This window comes from Pseudomonas segetis, from assembly GCF_900188155.1.
GTDB classification, from domain to species: Bacteria; Pseudomonadota; Gammaproteobacteria; order Pseudomonadales; family Pseudomonadaceae; genus Aquipseudomonas; species Aquipseudomonas segetis.
In genome coordinates, this window is record NZ_FZOG01000002.1 from 617,497 (window position 1) to 633,029 (window position 15,533).

General features: G+C 55.5%; 17 protein-coding genes and 1 other RNA gene. 7 read left to right on the forward strand and 11 right to left on the reverse strand.

Annotated elements, in window-relative coordinates; translation table 11 throughout:
- Nucleotides 1–2: 2 nt before the first annotated feature.
- From mraZ to rsmI, 3 genes are all read right to left on the reverse strand, one after another.
- Nucleotides 3–458 carry a division/cell wall cluster transcriptional repressor MraZ gene (gene mraZ / locus CHB79_RS08725; protein ID WP_010489877.1) on the reverse strand — a complete coding sequence of 152 codons (456 nt, stop codon included), beginning with the start codon at nucleotides 456–458 and terminating at the stop codon, nucleotides 3–5.
- Nucleotides 459–770: 312 nt separating this feature from the next.
- Nucleotides 771–1,128, reverse strand: an RNA gene (gene rnpB, locus CHB79_RS08730) — RNase P RNA component class A.
- Nucleotides 1,129–1,276: 148 nt separating this feature from the next.
- Complete coding sequence (gene rsmI / locus CHB79_RS08735) at nucleotides 1,277–2,182, reverse strand: 16S rRNA (cytidine(1402)-2'-O)-methyltransferase (RefSeq protein WP_089359600.1); 906 nt, start codon at nucleotides 2,180–2,182, stop codon at nucleotides 1,277–1,279.
- Nucleotides 2,183–2,417: 235 nt separating this feature from the next.
- On the opposite strand from rsmI, the gene CHB79_RS08740 reads away from it, so the two are divergent.
- The 4 genes from CHB79_RS08740 (at nucleotide 2,418) to CHB79_RS08755 (ending at nucleotide 5,804) form a co-directional block, all read left to right on the forward strand.
- Nucleotides 2,418–4,229 (forward strand): penicillin-binding protein activator, encoded by a 1,812-nt coding sequence (locus CHB79_RS08740; protein WP_089359601.1) that lies wholly within the window; start codon nucleotides 2,418–2,420, stop codon nucleotides 4,227–4,229.
- On the forward strand, nucleotides 4,222–4,596 hold the full coding sequence (locus CHB79_RS08745; protein WP_010489870.1) for a YraN family protein: 375 nt from the start codon (nucleotides 4,222–4,224) through the stop codon (nucleotides 4,594–4,596). Before CHB79_RS08740 ends, CHB79_RS08745 begins: the two co-directional genes overlap by 8 nt.
- 84 nt (nucleotides 4,597–4,680) lie before the next feature.
- Nucleotides 4,681–5,274, forward strand: coding sequence for a phosphoheptose isomerase (locus CHB79_RS08750; RefSeq protein ID WP_029529668.1), 594 nt, complete (start codon nucleotides 4,681–4,683; stop codon nucleotides 5,272–5,274).
- Nucleotides 5,271–5,804 carry a BON domain-containing protein gene (locus tag CHB79_RS08755; protein WP_010489866.1) on the forward strand — a complete coding sequence of 178 codons (534 nt, stop codon included), beginning with the start codon at nucleotides 5,271–5,273 and terminating at the stop codon, nucleotides 5,802–5,804. Before CHB79_RS08750 ends, CHB79_RS08755 begins: the two co-directional genes overlap by 4 nt.
- A gap of 60 nt (nucleotides 5,805–5,864) precedes the next feature.
- Here CHB79_RS08755 and CHB79_RS08760 read toward each other — a convergent pair whose 3' ends face one another.
- From CHB79_RS08760 to rplM, 7 genes are all read right to left on the reverse strand, one after another.
- Nucleotides 5,865–6,278 (reverse strand): ClpXP protease specificity-enhancing factor, encoded by a 414-nt coding sequence (locus CHB79_RS08760; RefSeq protein ID WP_010489864.1) that lies wholly within the window; start codon nucleotides 6,276–6,278, stop codon nucleotides 5,865–5,867.
- A gap of 17 nt (nucleotides 6,279–6,295) precedes the next feature.
- On the reverse strand, nucleotides 6,296–6,913 hold the full coding sequence (locus CHB79_RS08765) for a glutathione S-transferase N-terminal domain-containing protein (protein ID WP_010489863.1): 618 nt from the start codon (nucleotides 6,911–6,913) through the stop codon (nucleotides 6,296–6,298).
- Between the two features lie 88 nt (nucleotides 6,914–7,001).
- Nucleotides 7,002–7,781 carry a cytochrome c1 gene (locus tag CHB79_RS08770; protein ID WP_010489861.1) on the reverse strand — a complete coding sequence of 260 codons (780 nt, stop codon included), beginning with the start codon at nucleotides 7,779–7,781 and terminating at the stop codon, nucleotides 7,002–7,004.
- The gene (locus CHB79_RS08775) at nucleotides 7,781–8,992 is read right to left on the reverse strand and encodes a cytochrome b (RefSeq protein WP_089359602.1); all 1,212 of its coding nucleotides are present in this window, start codon (nucleotides 8,990–8,992) and stop codon (nucleotides 7,781–7,783) included. Before CHB79_RS08775 ends, CHB79_RS08770 begins: the two co-directional genes overlap by 1 nt.
- Nucleotides 8,992–9,585, reverse strand: a complete 594-nt coding sequence (gene petA, locus CHB79_RS08780) for a ubiquinol-cytochrome c reductase iron-sulfur subunit (protein ID WP_010489858.1) — start codon at nucleotides 9,583–9,585, stop codon at nucleotides 8,992–8,994. The genes CHB79_RS08775 and petA overlap by 1 nt, the downstream gene beginning before the upstream one ends.
- A 254-nt stretch (nucleotides 9,586–9,839) precedes the next feature.
- Entirely contained in the window at nucleotides 9,840–10,232 is a 393-nt protein-coding gene (gene rpsI / locus CHB79_RS08785; protein ID WP_010489856.1) for a 30S ribosomal protein S9, read from the reverse strand.
- Between the two features lie 14 nt (nucleotides 10,233–10,246).
- Nucleotides 10,247–10,675: a 50S ribosomal protein L13 gene (rplM, locus tag CHB79_RS08790; protein ID WP_069897891.1), complete on the reverse strand. Its 429-nt coding sequence runs from the start codon at nucleotides 10,673–10,675 to the stop codon at nucleotides 10,247–10,249.
- A gap of 249 nt (nucleotides 10,676–10,924) precedes the next feature.
- Here rplM and CHB79_RS08795 point away from each other — a divergent pair, with 249 nt between their 5' ends.
- Nucleotides 10,925–11,962 (forward strand): NADP(H)-dependent aldo-keto reductase, encoded by a 1,038-nt coding sequence (locus tag CHB79_RS08795; RefSeq protein ID WP_089359603.1) that lies wholly within the window; start codon nucleotides 10,925–10,927, stop codon nucleotides 11,960–11,962.
- Between the two features lie 64 nt (nucleotides 11,963–12,026).
- Here the strand turns inward: CHB79_RS08795 and CHB79_RS08800 are convergent, their stop codons facing one another.
- Nucleotides 12,027–13,163 carry an acyl-CoA dehydrogenase family protein gene (locus tag CHB79_RS08800; protein WP_089359604.1) on the reverse strand — a complete coding sequence of 379 codons (1,137 nt, stop codon included), beginning with the start codon at nucleotides 13,161–13,163 and terminating at the stop codon, nucleotides 12,027–12,029.
- Between the two features lie 345 nt (nucleotides 13,164–13,508).
- On the opposite strand from CHB79_RS08800, the gene CHB79_RS08805 reads away from it, so the two are divergent.
- Together CHB79_RS08805 and CHB79_RS08810 are read left to right on the forward strand one after the other, a co-directional pair.
- Entirely contained in the window at nucleotides 13,509–14,414 is a 906-nt protein-coding gene (locus CHB79_RS08805; protein WP_176443173.1) for a GlxA family transcriptional regulator, read from the forward strand.
- A gap of 111 nt (nucleotides 14,415–14,525) precedes the next feature.
- Entirely contained in the window at nucleotides 14,526–15,491 is a 966-nt protein-coding gene (locus CHB79_RS08810; RefSeq protein ID WP_089359606.1) for a hypothetical protein, read from the forward strand.
- Nucleotides 15,492–15,533: the final 42 nt, after the last annotated feature.

The following is a 15,533-nucleotide window of genomic DNA, read 5'->3' on the forward strand; positions in this document are numbered from 1 at the left end:
AGTCACAGGATCAAGTCACGTAGATCGTCAGACAAAGCACCCGGTTGCTTGATAGCTGCCAAATCGGCATCTGCCACTGCATTCCAGGAATCTTCGTCCCACAATTGAAATTTATTGAGTTGGCCGACCAGCATGGCGCGCTTGTCCAGCTTGGCGTATTCGCGCAAGCGTGGCGGCACCAGGAAGCGACCGCTGGCATCGAGCTCAAGGTCAACCGCATTACCGATCAACAGGCGTTGCAAACGACGGTTTTCTTCACGAAAGGAGGCCAATTCACGGAGCTTGGCTTCGATAAGTTCCCACTCGGTCAGGGGATACACACATAAGCAAGGGTCGATCGCATCAATCGTGATGATCAGTTGGCCAGCACAGCGCGACACGAGCTCGTCGCGATACCGGCTGGGCATCGCGAGTCGACCTTTTGCGTCGAGACTTATGGTGTTGGCTCCACGAAACACGATTGCGTTTCCCCTTGTTATTTAGCTATCCATGCCCAAAAAACCCACTTTTCGCCACTTCTTACCACCTGCGCACACTATAGGAACGCGCATACCCCACAGTCAAGGTGCTTAAACAGGGAAAAACCCTTATAGAACGGAGATTTAGCGAATTTTACGAAGGTGGGAGAACAGCTCAAGTCGACATTCAAAGATTAAATGCCAGCATACACACGCAACTGCGCTTCAAACTTAAAGTAGTTTGTTAAGAGTAAGATTATTTAGGTATTAGAATCGCAAGGAAGGACACCAAGCGTACTACCAAGTAGAAAGGTGGAGAGTCGATCTGTAAGCCGGGTTCTGTCGAGGACAGTCATTCCTCTACGACGTACATCACTGCACGCCTTTAGCAACCTACCCGGTTTCAGCGCGGGCCACGCCAATGAAACCCTATTTGGTCTTGCTCCGAGTGGGGTTTGCCTAGCCACGGACTGTTACCAGCCGTGCGGTGCGCTCTTACCGCACCTTTTCACCCTTACCGGCACCGAAGCGCTTAGGCGGTTATTTTCTGTGGCACTTTCCGTAGGCTCACGCCTCCCAGGCATTACCTGGCACTCCGCCCTATGGAGCCCGGACTTTCCTCCCCCGTACCTTGTAAACAAAGCACGGCAGCGACTGTCCGATCGACTCTCCGCCGACTAGGGTAATTGCACTTGGACATTAGAACAAGCGCAACCGAGCATTGGCGCGGCAAAAACCCGATATCAACCACCTGACCAACAGGCAAGACACGTCACAAAAAAACGCACACAAAGCACGAAACCAGTGGGCTTCAGCAGTTACTTCGTCGACTGACGCTCCAGCGCCAACTGATAGAGCAAGTTTTTGCGCACACCCGTGATTTCCGCCGCCAAAGCCGCTGCACGCTTCAACGGCATCTCCTTTAACAGCAAATCGAGCACACGCAGCGCCTCGGCACTGACTGCGGTATCTCCTTCCGGGGCTTGCCAGCCCGCGACCAGCACGACACATTCACCGCGTTGCTGGTTACTGTCAGCCGCCACCCATGCACTCAACTCACCCAGCGGCAGGCCCTTGAGGGTTTCGAAAGTCTTGGTCAGTTCACGCGCCAGCAATGCCGGGCGCTCATCACCAAAGATCGAACGCATATCCTCAAGGCACTCGGCAATACGATGCGGCGCCTCATAAAAGATCAGCGTGCGCGGCTCTTCCTTGACCTGTTCCAATCGCGAGCGACGCCCCACCGACTTAGCCGGCAAGAAGCCCTCGAAGATAAAACGATCAGACGGCAAGCCTGCAGCCGACAGTGCGGCGATCAATGCACAGGCACCGGGCACAGGCACCACGGCGACACCCGCGGCCCGCGCCTGGCGCACCAGGTGATAACCGGGATCGGAAATCAACGGCGTACCCGCATCGGAAATCAACGCAACATCTTCACCCGCCTGCAAGCGCTGCAAAAATTTGCCACCATGATCACGCTCATTGTGCTCATGGCAGGCAGCCAGAGGCGTAGATAGACCAAAGTGCTGCATCAGGCGCGCAGAATGCCGGGTATCCTCTGCAGCAATAAGGGCCACATCTGCCAGCACCTTCAAGGCACGGGCACTCATGTCATCGAGGTTGCCAATGGGCGTGGCAACCACATAAAGCGTGCCCAAAGCTGAACTCAACGCATCTGTAGAAGTCACTGCACACGCCTCATTTATCACTAAAACGCGCATTGTAGCCCGTTTAAGGAATCTTCTGAAAAAAGTAGCGAGTGCCGGTAGCACAAGGCGAAAAGGTGCGAAAAAGCGCAGTTTAGTTAGCCTAAATGAGCATTTTGAGCACTTTTCCCACGCAGCAATACCTGGCGCAGTCGTTTTTAAGAGGTTCCTTAGCGCCGCCGACATCGCACCTTCGGCATAGCTTGGGTACAATTCACCCCTCATTTGATCAAGTATCAGGAACGCTTACATGATCGCCCGCCTGCGCCCGCTTCTCCTCCTTTGCCTTGTCGGCTTGCTTGCCGCCTGTGCCAGCTCATCAAACTCTGTCGGTGAACTACCGCGCACACCTCAAGCCAGCATTGAGCAATTGCTCCAGCAGGCTGGAGATGCGCAGACCGAGGAAGCCAACTTATTGCGCCTGTCCGCTGCAGACCAGGCCTACAAACAAAAGGATATTGGCCGCTCCAGCAGCATTCTCGAACAAGTCCAGCTTGAAACACTCAAGCCTGCCCAACAGATATTCGCCAGCACCCTTGCTGCCGAGCTGGCATTGGCACGGAAAAACCCCAAGGCCGCCCTTCAAGCGCTTAGCCACCCAAGCTTCGAGCGCCTCGGCGAGCTACCGGTCGAGCAACAGATCCGCAGCCAGCTGACCCGCGCCAAGGCATTGGAGCAAGACGGCCAACTGCTCGCCGCAGCCCGCGAACGCATCTACATTGCGCCCTTGCTCAGCGATGCGACGGCCGCGAGCAACCACGAAGCCATCTGGGCTCTGGTTTCACGCCTGCCCGCCAATCAGCTGCAAACCACCGGCGATGCCGACCTTACAGGCTGGCTGGCACTTGCCAGCGCATCAAAGAGCGCAGCAACCCTCGAACAGCAGCAAGCTGCCATTGATAACTGGGTTGCAACGCACCCAGCCCACCCGGCAGCCGTGCAATTACCCAAGCCCCTGCAAGACCTGAAGCAACTGTCGAGCGAACCGATTGGCCAAATTGCCCTGCTCTTGCCGCAAGAAGGCAAGCTTTCCAGTGTTGGTCGCGCCCTGCGTGATGGGTTCATGGCGGCGTACTACCAAGCCCAGCAAGCGGGTGAAACCCTGCCCGACGTACAGATTTACGACAGCTCGCGCATCCGCTCCATGGACAGCTTCTACCAGCAAGCGCAGAGCGCCGGCACACAACTGGTGATTGGCCCGCTGGAAAAAGAATTGGTAACCCAACTCAGCAGCCGCGAACAACTGCCCATCACTACCCTGGCCCTTAACTACAGCCAGAACGAACAGGAAGCGCCTCCCCAACTGTTCCAGTTTGGCCTCGCCGCCGAAGATGAAGCACGCGAAGCAGCACGCCGCGCCTGGTCTGACGGCATGCGCCGCGCCATCGCGCTAGCGCCGAGCGGCGACTGGGGCAATCGCGTCCTCGCCGCATTCCGCCAGAGCTGGGAGGCCCAGGGCGGCGAACTGCTTGCAGCCCAGAGCATCGCCCAACCCGTTGAACTGGCCCAGCAAATCGGCAAGCTACTGCAACTGCGCCAAAGTGAAGCGCGCAGCAAAAGCATCGAGGAAAAACTTGGCACCGAAGTCGCCGCACAGCCTTCGCGTCGCCAGGATGTCGATTTCATGTTCCTCGCCGCTACACCGCAGCAGGCACAACAAATAAAGCCAACGCTGGTGTTCCAGTACGCAGGCGATATGCCGGTCTACGCCACATCAACCCTCAATAGCGGCGTATACAACCAGGCCCAGTATCTGGACATGGAAGGCATTGAGTTCTCCGAAACCCCGTGGATGCTCAACACCGACGACCCAACTCGCCAACTCATAATCAACCAGTGGCCTCAAGCAGGCGGCAGCCTTGGTCGTCTCTACGCGATGGGCGCTGACGCCTTTATCCTGGCACCACGCCTGGATCAGCTGAAGGCACTGCCAAGCACGCGCATCGACGGACTTACCGGCAGCCTGAGCCTGGACGCCCAGCAACGAGTTGTACGCCAGCTGCCCTGGGCACAATTCACTGGCGGCCAGATCCAGCGCCTGCCAGACACCCCGCTTGATTGATCGCACCAGCAGCCAGAGCAGCGGCAACGCTGCCGAGGCGATGGCCTGCCAACATCTCGAGCAACACCACCTGCGCCTCATCGCAAAAAACTGGAGGTGCAGGAGCGGCGAGCTTGATCTGGTCATGCTCGACATCGATACAGTAGTATTTGTTGAAGTTCGCTATCGCCACCACAACGCCTGGGGCGGCGCGACAGAAAGCGTTGATAGGCGCAAGCGCGGTAAACTCACGCAAGCGGCCATGACCTTTTTGCAACAAGAGTCACGCTGGAACCAACACCCCTGCCGCTTTGATGTCGTCGCCATAAACCCCGACAGCAAAGGCAAGTTGCAATTGAATTGGATTAAAAATGCGTTTGATACATGAACGACCTCGCCATTCATTGTCACAACAAGGCAGCTCCAACTCGCTTAAACCTCAGCACCCGCAAAACTTAAGGTGACATCTTCGATGGATATGCAAGCCCGTATTCACCAGTTATTCCAAGCCAGCATCGACACTAAACAGCAGGCAATGGAAGTCCTTGCACCACTCATCGAGCAAGGCAGCATGGCGATGGTCAACGCCCTGCTGAACGAGGGCAAGATTCTCGCATGTGGTAATGGCGGCTCGGCTGGCGATGCCCAGCATTTCTCCTCGGAACTGCTCAATCGCTTCGAGCGTGAGCGTCCAAGCCTGCCGGCCATCGCGCTGACCACCGACAGCTCGACAATCACCTCGATTGCCAATGACTACAGCTACAACGAGATTTTTTCCAAGCAAATACGCGCACTGGGCCAACCTGGTGACGTACTCCTGGCAATTTCCACCAGCGGCAACTCAGCCAACGTCATTCAAGCCATCCAGGCCGCACACGATCGTGAAATGACCGTGGTTGCGCTTACCGGCCGTGACGGCGGTAACATGGCCTCGCTGCTGCTGCCCGAGGACGTGGAAATCCGCGTTCCAGCAAAATCCACCGCACGCATACAAGAAGTTCACCTTCTGACCATTCACTGCTTGTGCGACCTAATCGACAGCCTACTATTTGGGAGTGAAGAATGATCCGTTCACCACTGGCTATTGCAGCACTCGCACTAACCCTGCTGGTTAGTGGCTGCAGCAACCGCAGCATCGGCAACTCGATTGACGACAAGCTGCTCGACCCGGACGTACGCAGCGCCGTGCAAAAGGCAAGCCCGGACCTGACCAGTCCGACCTCGCATATAGTGGTAAGCAGCTATAACGGCATCGTACTGCTGGCCGGGCAAACCCCGCGCGAAGAACTCAAGCAAACCGCCGAAAAAGCGGCCAATAGCGTTCAAGGCGTGAAGAAGGTCTACAACGAACTGCAAATCCTGCCGCCGACCTCACTGATCGCTCGCAGCAATGATTCGCTGCTTACCGCGCAAATCAAGGCTGAAATGCTTGCCAACAGCAATGTTCCGAGCACCAATATCAAGGTTATAACCGAGAACGGCATCGTCTACATGCTGGGCCTGGTAACGCGCCAGGAGGCCCAGAGCGCCGCGCAGGTAGTACAGGGCGTGTCTGGTGTGCAGAAGATCATAAAGCTGTTCCAGTACATCAACTAGCAGCTTGCAGGCACAAAAAAGGCGATCCTCGGATCGCCTTTTTTGTCGATTGCCTTGTAGCTACTTCACGACCTTCAAGCTTGGCCGACCACTTGGACGTGGCGGATCGGTCTCGGGCGGGCCCTGATCATCAGGAGCTTGCACTGCATCTTCATCAACAGCAGGCGGCTCCAGGTCAAAGACCATGCCCTGGCCGTTTTCACGGGCGTAAACCGCAAGTATCGAGGGCCCCGGCACGTACAGCGTATGCGCCACACCACCAAAGCGCCCCTCGAAACTCACCGCCTCGTTATCCATATGCAAGTGACGCACAGCACTGGGTGACACATTGAGCACTATCTGCCCGTCGTTGGCGAAGCCGGCAGGCACTTGCACACCCGGATACTCGGCGTTGACCAACAAGTGTGGCGTGCAATCGTTATCAACAATCCACTCATACAGAGCACGAACCAGGTAGGGACGACTCGAGTTCATAGGTCTCTCCTCGCGCGTTAACGCATATCACGTTCAACCGTGGACAGGCTGGCCTGGAAGGCCTCACGGGCGAACTGCCGCTCCATGTAGTCGAGCAGCGGTTTAGCGGGTTTTGGCAACTCGATACCCAAGACTGGCAAACGCCAGAGAATTGGCAACAAGCAGCAGTCTACCAAGCTCAGCTCCTCACTGAGGAAGTAGGGCATGTCGACAAATAGTGGAGATACGCCAGTCAGGCTCTCACGCAGTTCCTTGCGCGCCTGCACGCGAGCGGGCTCTTTACTGCGCGGATCGAGAATCAGGTCGACCAAGGCACACCAGTCACGCTGGATACGGTGAATCAACAAACGACTGTTTGCACGAGCCACCGGATAAACCGGCAAGAGCGGTGGGTGTGGATAACGCTCATCCAAGTATTCCATCACCACAGTCGACTCATACAACGCCAAGTCACGATCAACCAGCGTCGGCAAGCTGGCATAAGGATTTACCTCAAGCAGCTTTGGCGGGTAACGACCCGGCTCGACAGTGATGATCTCGGCGCTGACACCCTTCTCGGCGAGCACAATACGTACGCGGTGGGAATAGTGGTCGGCGGGGTCGGAGTAACAGGCCAACCGATTGGTCACGCCCATGGCGGTCCTCCTCGCTTATAAAGTTATATGAAGCAGAAAAACCTGCGCGCCCAGTAGGGCGCGCAGGTCAACAACAGAGAATTACAGATTAATGCACGTCCTTCCAGTATTCACGCTTCAACAAGTAGGCAAATACAAAGAAGAAGGCAAGGTACAGCAGAACGTAGGTACCAATACGCTGGCTTTCCAGTTTCACCGGGTTAGCCGAGTAAGCGAGGAAGGTCACCAGATTCTTGATCTTCTCATCAAACTCTTCTTCCGACAGCGAGCCTGTCTTAGGCTCGACAACCAATTGGTCGCAGGCCTTGTGGGTAATAGGTGTACCCGTCAGCGGATCGTATTGCTTCTTGCCATCCTCAACCACCTGGACCTGCTTGCAGCCCATGTATTGACGACCCTGCAACCCAACCAGAACGTTAGGCATGCCCACGTTATGGAAAACAGTGTTGTTCGCACCCAGTGGGCGGGATGGATCTTCGTAGAAGCTACGCAAGTAGCTGTACAGCCAGTCATTACCGCGCACACGCGCAACCAGAGTCAGGTCCGGCGGCGCAGCACCGAACCAGCCCTTGGCGTCTTCAGAGCGCATGCTGCTCTGCATGTGATCACCGATCTTACCGCCAGTGAAAACGAGGTTTTCGAGCATGACTTCGTGCGGAACACCAAGGTCATCGGCAACACGCTCATAACGCTGGAACTTGGCGCCATGGCAACCCATGCAATAGTTGGCAAAGGTGCGTGCACCATCTTGCATAGCAGCTTTGTCCGTCAGGTCGATATCGACCTTGTCCAAGTGAACACCCGCAGTATTCGCGAATGCGAATACCGGCAGACACGCCACGATCATTGCAGCAAATAGTTTTTTCATCAGCCAGTCACCCTTTCCGGAACCGGTTTGGTTTTTTCCATCCTGGTATAGAACGGCATCAGGATGAAGTACGCGAAATACAGGAAAGTACAGATCTGCGAGATCAACGTACGCGTTGGGGTCGGCGCCAACACACCCAGAATGCCGAGGATGACGAAGGAGATGCAGAATACCAGCAACCAGATTTTGCTCAGCCAGCCTTTGTAACGCATCGATTTGACCGGGCTGCGATCCAACCAAGGCAACACAAACAACACGGCAATAGCTGCACCCATGGCAATTACGCCCAGGAGCTTATCGGGAACCGCACGGAGAATTGCGTAGAACGGCGTGAAGTACCAGACCGGGGCAATGTGCTCTGGGGTCTTGAACGCGTTTGCAACTTCGAAGTTAGGCTTCTCGAGGAAGTAACCACCCATCTCAGGGAAGAAGAAGATGATCGCGCAGAAGACAAACAGGAACACCACCACACCCACGATATCTTTTACGGTGTAGTACGGATGGAACGGGATGCCATCGAGCGGAACGCCGTTTTCATCTTTCTTTTTCTTGATGTCAACGCCATCCGGGTTGTTCGAGCCCACTTCGTGCAGCGCCAGGATATGCAGCACAACCAGGCCGAGAATGACAATCGGCAGGGCCACGACATGCAAGGCGAAGAAACGGTTCAGGGTAATCCCGGAAATCAGGTAGTCACCACGAATCCACTGAGTCAGGTCATCGCCGATAACCGGGATGGCACCGAACAGCGAGATAATAACCTGGGCACCCCAGTAGGACATCTGGCCCCAAGGCAGCAGGTAGCCCATGAAAGCTTCAGCCATCAGCGCCAGGTAAATCAGCATGCCGAAGACCCAGACCAGCTCACGAGGCTTCTGGTACGAGCCGTACAGCAGGCCGCGGAACATGTGCATATAGACTACAACGAAGAATGCCGAAGCACCGGTTGAATGCATCAGACGGATGATCCAACCATAGTCGACATCACGCATGATGTATTCGACCGAAGCAAACGCCTCTTCAGCCGACGGCGTGTAGCTCATGGTCAGCCAGACACCCGTCAGGATCTGGTTTACCAGAACCAACAGGGCAAGCGAGCCAAAGAAATAAAAGAAATTGAAGTTCTTGGGTGCGTAGTACTTGCTGAGGTGGTCTTCCCACATTTTTGTGGCGGGAAAACGGGCATCAACCCATTCCATGAATTTGCTCATCAAGCTTTCTCCTGATCCACGCCAACGGTGACAATGTCATCCGAGTCATATGAATATGGCGGCACTGGCAGATTCAACGGAGCAGGCTGCGCTTTGAATACGCGGCCAGCCAAGTCGTAGTGCGAACCATGGCAAGGACAGAAATAACCGCCCAGCCAATCTGGCCCCAAATCTGCCGGAGCAACTTCTGGACGGAAAGTCGGCGAGCAACCCAAGTGCGTGCAAATACCTACGAGAATAAGTATTTCCGGCTTGATCGAACGCGTTACCGGGTCCACATATTCAGGTTGTACCGAGGCCTTGGACTCAGGGTCCGCTACACGGTCATTGAGTTTGGTCAGGTTACTGAGAATTTCCTCAGTGCGGCGCACGATAAATACCGGCTGCCCCCGCCATTCAGCAACCATCTGCTGCCCCGGCTCGACCTTGCTAACGTTCACCTTCACAGGTGCACCGGCAGCCTTGGCCTTAGCGCTTGGGAACCATGACCCCACGAACGGGACCGCGGCACCCACCGCTCCTGCAGCACCCACCACAGAGGTGGCCGCTACGAGGAAGCGACGCCGGCCTGCATTCACGCCGTCATTGCTCATTCAGTCGTCTCCCATCAGCTTTGTGGCCTGTTATTCAGACCTATACTAAGTAAAATTCTGGTCGCGCAAAAAATTCGCCAAATGGTAAAGAAAAGCCCCTTTTGTGACAAGGTTAATTACCCCAGCAAAAGCTCTAAATACCTTAGCACGCGCGCAATTCAAGTATGCGTCACGATGTCGCAGACTAGTTTAGCACCCATAAAAAACGCCCAGCTCCGAAAGGAAACTGGGCGCTTTTGAACGCAGGTAGCGAATTAACGCTTCGAGTACTGCGGACGCTTACGCGCTTTACGCAGACCAACCTTCTTACGTTCAACTTCACGAGCATCACGAGTCACGTAGCCTGCTTTGCGCAGAGCCGGACGCAGAGTTTCGTCATAATCCATCAACGCACGAGTGATACCGTGGCGGATTGCGCCAGCCTGACCACTTACACCACCGCCAACAACGGTAACGAAGATATCAAACTTTTCGGTCATCTCGGTCAGTTCCAGCGGCTGACGAACTACCATGCGGGCAGTTTCGCGACCGAAGAACACGTCCAGAGTGCGGTTATTGATAGAGATACTGCCATTGCCCGGACGCAGGAAAACGCGTGCGGTTGCAGTTTTGCGACGGCCAGTGCCGTAGTTTTGAGTCGCCGACATAATGAACTATTCCGTTAAATCTTCAGTTCTTGGGGCTGCTGAGCAGTATGAGGGTGAGCAGCGCCCGCATAGACTTTCAGCTTACGGTACATGTCGCGACCCAGCGGATTCTTCGGCAACATGCCTTTAACCGCGGTCTCGATCACGCGCTCTGGCGCCTTGGCGATCAGTTTTTCGAAATTGATCGACTTGATGCCACCCGGGAAACCGGAGTGAGAGTAATACATTTTATCGGTAGTCTTGGCACCGGTAACACGTACCTGCTCAGCATTGATTACGACGATGTAGTCGCCAGTATCAACGTGCGGAGTGTATTCAGGCTTATGCTTGCCACGCAGACGGGTAGCGATTTCGGTAGCCAGACGACCCAGGGTCTGACCAGCAGCGTCGACGACAAACCAGTCGCGCTTTACTGTTTCTGGTTTAGCAGTAAAAGTTTTCATTCTTTATAGCCTCAGGGGCCGCCCTGATAAATAAGACGGCGGATCTTACTGAATAGTGCGTACTTTGACAAGGTCAAAGGCAGCCGGAGACAGACGCTATCGGGGGCTCGGGTCAGCGCGTCCGTTACACGGCAAGATTTCTTCGGCAGACGGCGCATCACTTCCACTGCAGAAAGAGCTGCGCAATTATGCAGATTGCGAAAAAATTAGCAACCTGATTGTATAACTCTTTTTCCAGAGGACGAAGTAATGGATTTTCGCAAACTAGGTAAAACCGATATCTCAGTTAGCGCCATATGCCTGGGAACCATGACATGGGGCGAACAGAACACTCGCGAGGAAGGTTTCGCCCAGATTGAGCGAGCCAAGGCTTACGGCATCAACTTTATCGACACCGCGGAAATGTACCCCGTGCCGCCGCGCGCAGAAACCTACACCAAGACCGAGCAGATCATTGGTGAATACTTCGCCAGGAGCGGTGACCGCGCCGACTGGGTGCTGGCAAGCAAGATCGCCGGCCCAGGCAACGGCATCGACTACATTCGCGACGGCAGGCTCAAACACAACCGAGCACATATCACTGCCGCACTCGACGCCAGCCTCAAGCGCCTGAAGACCGACTGGATCGACCTCTATCAACTGCACTGGCCCGAACGCCCGACCAACTTCTTCGGCCAGCTTGACTACAAGCATCAAGACAGCGACTTCACTCCAATCGAGGAGGTGCTTGAAGCGCTCGACGAACAGGTCAAGGCCGGCAAGATTCGCCACATTGGCCTATCCAACGAAACGCCATGGGGCACCATGAAGTTTCTCGAACTGGCGCAAAGCCGGGGCTGGCCGCGCAGCGTGTCGATCCAAAACCCCTACAACCTGCTCAACCGCAGCTTTGAAGTAGGCTTGGCCGAAATTGCAATTCGCGAACAATGCGGCCTGCTGGCCTACTCGCCACTGGCCTTTGGCATGCTTTCAGGCAAATACGCCAACGGCGCACGCCCTGAAGGGGCACGCCTGAGCCTGTTCAGTCGCTTCGCGCGCTACAGCAACCCTGAATCGGAGTCGGCTTGCGCACGCTACGTCGCCCTGGCCCAGGAGCACGGCCTGGACCCCGCGCAAATGGCCCTGGCATTTGTAACCTCCCGACCATTCGTCACCAGCAACATCATAGGCGCGACTACGCTTGAGCAACTTGAAAGTAACCTCAAAAGCAGCGAACTGAAGCTAACAAGCGAAGTACTCGTAGCAATTGACGCTATCCACAAGACACAGCCCAACCCAGCTCCCTAAGCACCAGCCGTCTACAAAAAATCCCGGCACGAGCCGGGATTTTTTGTGTATTGGCGCACCCTGCTTAAAGCGAACGCGCAATAATCTCCTTCATGATTTCATTGGTGCCCGCGTAAATCCGCTGCACCCGCGCATCAGCCCAGGCCCGCGCGACCGGGTATTCCCACATGAACCCGTAACCGCCATGCAACTGCACACATTCATCAAGCACCTTGCACTGCAGGTCCGTGCCCCAGTACTTGAGCATGGCCGCCGTAGGCACATCGAGTTTTCCTTGCAGATGCAGTTCCAGGCAGCGATCAACAAACACCTTGCCGATCTGGATTTCGGTGGCCATTTCCGCCAACTTGAAACGCGTATTCTGAAAATCAGCCACAGCCTTGCCGAATGCCTTGCGTTCACGGGTGTACTCGAGCGTCCACTGCAAGGCCGCCTCAGCCGAAGCCAGGGCACCAATACCGACAGTCAAGCGCTCCTGCGGCAGCTCCTGCATCAGGTAGGCAAAGCCCATACCCGCCTGCCCCAAAAGGTTTTCCCTGGGCACACGTACATCCTGGAAGAACAGCTCGGAGGTGTCCTGCGCTTTCATCCCGACTTTTTCCAGGCGCTTGCCCTTGGAAAAACCAGGTGTGTTGGCCTCAACCAGGAACAAGCTGGTGCCCTTGGCGCCCGCCGCAGGATCGGTCTTGGCCACCACAATTACCAAATCTGCCAGAAAGCCGTTGGTGATAAAGGTTTTCGAACCATTGATAACGTATTCGTCCCCATCGAGCACAGCAGTCGTTTTCACACCCTGCAAATCCGAGCCCGCACCGGGCTCTGTCATGGCGATAGCCGTGACCATCTCGCCACTGACCATCTTCGGCAGGTACTTTTGCTTAAGCTCCTGGGAGCCGTAATGCAGGATATAGGGTGCAACTATGTCCGAATGCAGTGAAAACCCGATCCCGGTTAACCCCAGGCGGCCTACTTCCTCAATCACCACTGTGCTGTAAAGGAAGTCAGCGCCTATGCCGCCATACTCCTCGGGAATGTGCGAGCAGAGCATTCCAGCCTCACCGGCCTTGTTCCACAGCGCTCTATCGATGTGACCCTCTTTTTCCCACTGCCCATGGAAAGGTACGGCGTGCTGCTCAAGAAACTTGCGCACGCTGTCGCGAAAAAGTTCATGGTCAGAGCTGAATATTGTTCTTGGAATCATGCCTTCACCTGGAATCGTCAGTTTTCAAACCTGGTGTGACTTTAGGGCAGTAGCCTGGATAGTCACACTGGACACAAGCGCCAAAAAATAAGACGATCAGGCCGTACCTTGACCAAATCGCCCCTGCCCATGGATTAATGCTCGGCCAGAGGCACCGACTCAATAAGAAATACACGGCTTGAAGCCCTGCAACCGCAACCATTGCAGCCTTGATCAAACGCCGCACTCAATAAGAATAAATAGATCATGATCATCCCTCATTCGACCCCGCTCAAGCGCGTATGCATTTTGGCAACCACTGGTGTGTTTGCCTCAACCGTCCTGCAAGCCAAAGACTTCTTCCACATGGCCAGCTTGCGCCACGGCAAGCAGCAAGGCCTGGGCCTGACCCCAACCATTGAAATCAATATAGTCAGCCCTGACGGGATGCCTGTGCGCAGCTTCAGCGATGTGGTGATTCCCGTCGACAGCGACCTGGAACCGGCGGATGTGATCATCCTGCCGGCGTTCTGGGATGACTTCGATACCCTGTGCCACCGCCATCCCAACGTACTCACCTGGCTGCAAGAGTGCCACGCGGCAGGCAGCGCTATTTGTGGAGAAGCCACCGGGGTTTTCTGGATGGCCCAGGCCGGGCTGCTGGACGGCAAGGAGGCCACCACCTACTGGCGCTTTTTTAACGAGTTCAGCGAGCGATTCCCCAAGGTAATACTCAACCAGGACAAACATCTGTCGGATGCGGACAACCTGTACTGCGCAGGTGGCGTTACATCGACATGCGACCTGTTCATCTACCTGATCGAGCAATTCTGCGGCGCCAGCGTCGCCCAGGGCGTGGCCCGCGACATCCTGTTTGAGGTGCAACGCAACTATACCCCTGGACGTATTGGCTTTGGCGGCCAGAAGCTGCATCACGACCTGACGATCCTGCAAATCCAGCAGTGGCTTGAAGAGCACTACGCCGACAAATTTCGTTTTGAAGACGTCGCTCGCGAACACGGCATGAGCATTCGCAATTTCATGCGCCGCTTCCAGAGCGCCACCGGCGACAAACCGCTGCATTACCTGCAAAGGTTACGCATCGAAACAGCCAAGAGCCTGCTCAGCGCCACCCGAAAAAGCATCAAGACCATCAGCTATGAAGTGGGCTACGACGACGCCAGTTTTTTTGCCCGCCTGTTTCGCCAGCACACCGAACTGTCACCCAACCTTTACCGTCGCCAGTTCCAGCACAAGAACGGCCCTGTCTAGGCAAAAGGCAAATACAACGCAAACCCTTGGATAGGTAGGCGTTAAAACCCAGCGTCCTATGATCGGAGACAGCCTTTGCAAGGCCTCCAATAACAACCATAGGACGCTCCCATGCGCAGCCTGCTTTTCGCCCTGCTTGCCACCCTATGTTTCTGCGCCAGCGCGCAGGATGCATGGAAACCCTTCCCATACGACCAATCGGCTTTCGACTACTCCGGCGACAAACTGCGCCAGGCGTGGCCCCAGCTTACTCGCGGCTTCGGCACGGACTACCCCTACCCTGACGAAGCCTGGGTATTGAAGATGGCCAAACTGCATCCGCAAATTCTCGGCGCCCCCATTATTGCCTCGCAGGCCCAAGGCACGCCGGAGGAACTTGCCAGCGCTTATGCCGCAAAGCTCCAGGATGCATGGCGCAGCATGTTCAGGGGTGATTTTGCCCAAGCCAAGGAACAAGGCATGGCCCTGGGTTTTGGCGGGCAAATACCGGCGATGTTCTCGCAAGTCATCTATGCAATGTTTCTCGAGGCCGATCAAGACGAGAAACATCGCCTGCTAGAGCAAGTGATTGAGCTGACAGATGAAGCCGGCGAACTGATCAAGCTGGACATAGTGGCGCAATTCGGCCGAACCTACGCTAAGGCACGTCTGGGCGAAGAATTGCCAATTCCCGTATCACTCAAGCGTGGCTATTCCTCACAGATTCCCGATGAACTCGACGCCATGCTCAGCAAGAAACCACTGCAACCTTATGCCCTGACCCTGTACGGTGGCTATCAGGCTGGAGTGATTCGCAAGGTCGGCTCCATGCTTGGCGGCCTCACTTACGGCGTCAGCGCAGAAAAAATGGAAGCCTATTTCGCACGCGCCTTTGCCGTTAGCGACGACCTTCCCATTGGCCATTATGAATATGCCAATGCGCTGACCTACGTCTACGGTGACGATCAAGCCAGCAAAGCCCTGCAGCATCTTCAGCAAGCAGCGTCATTCACACCAATAAGCGCCATGGAATCACTGGAGATTGCCCAGGCCAAGCAGTTGCTGGCGGGCTTCAAGGAGCGCTTCGCGAACAATTGAGTGCAAGGCACATATAAAAAAGGCTGCCCATTGGCAGCCTTT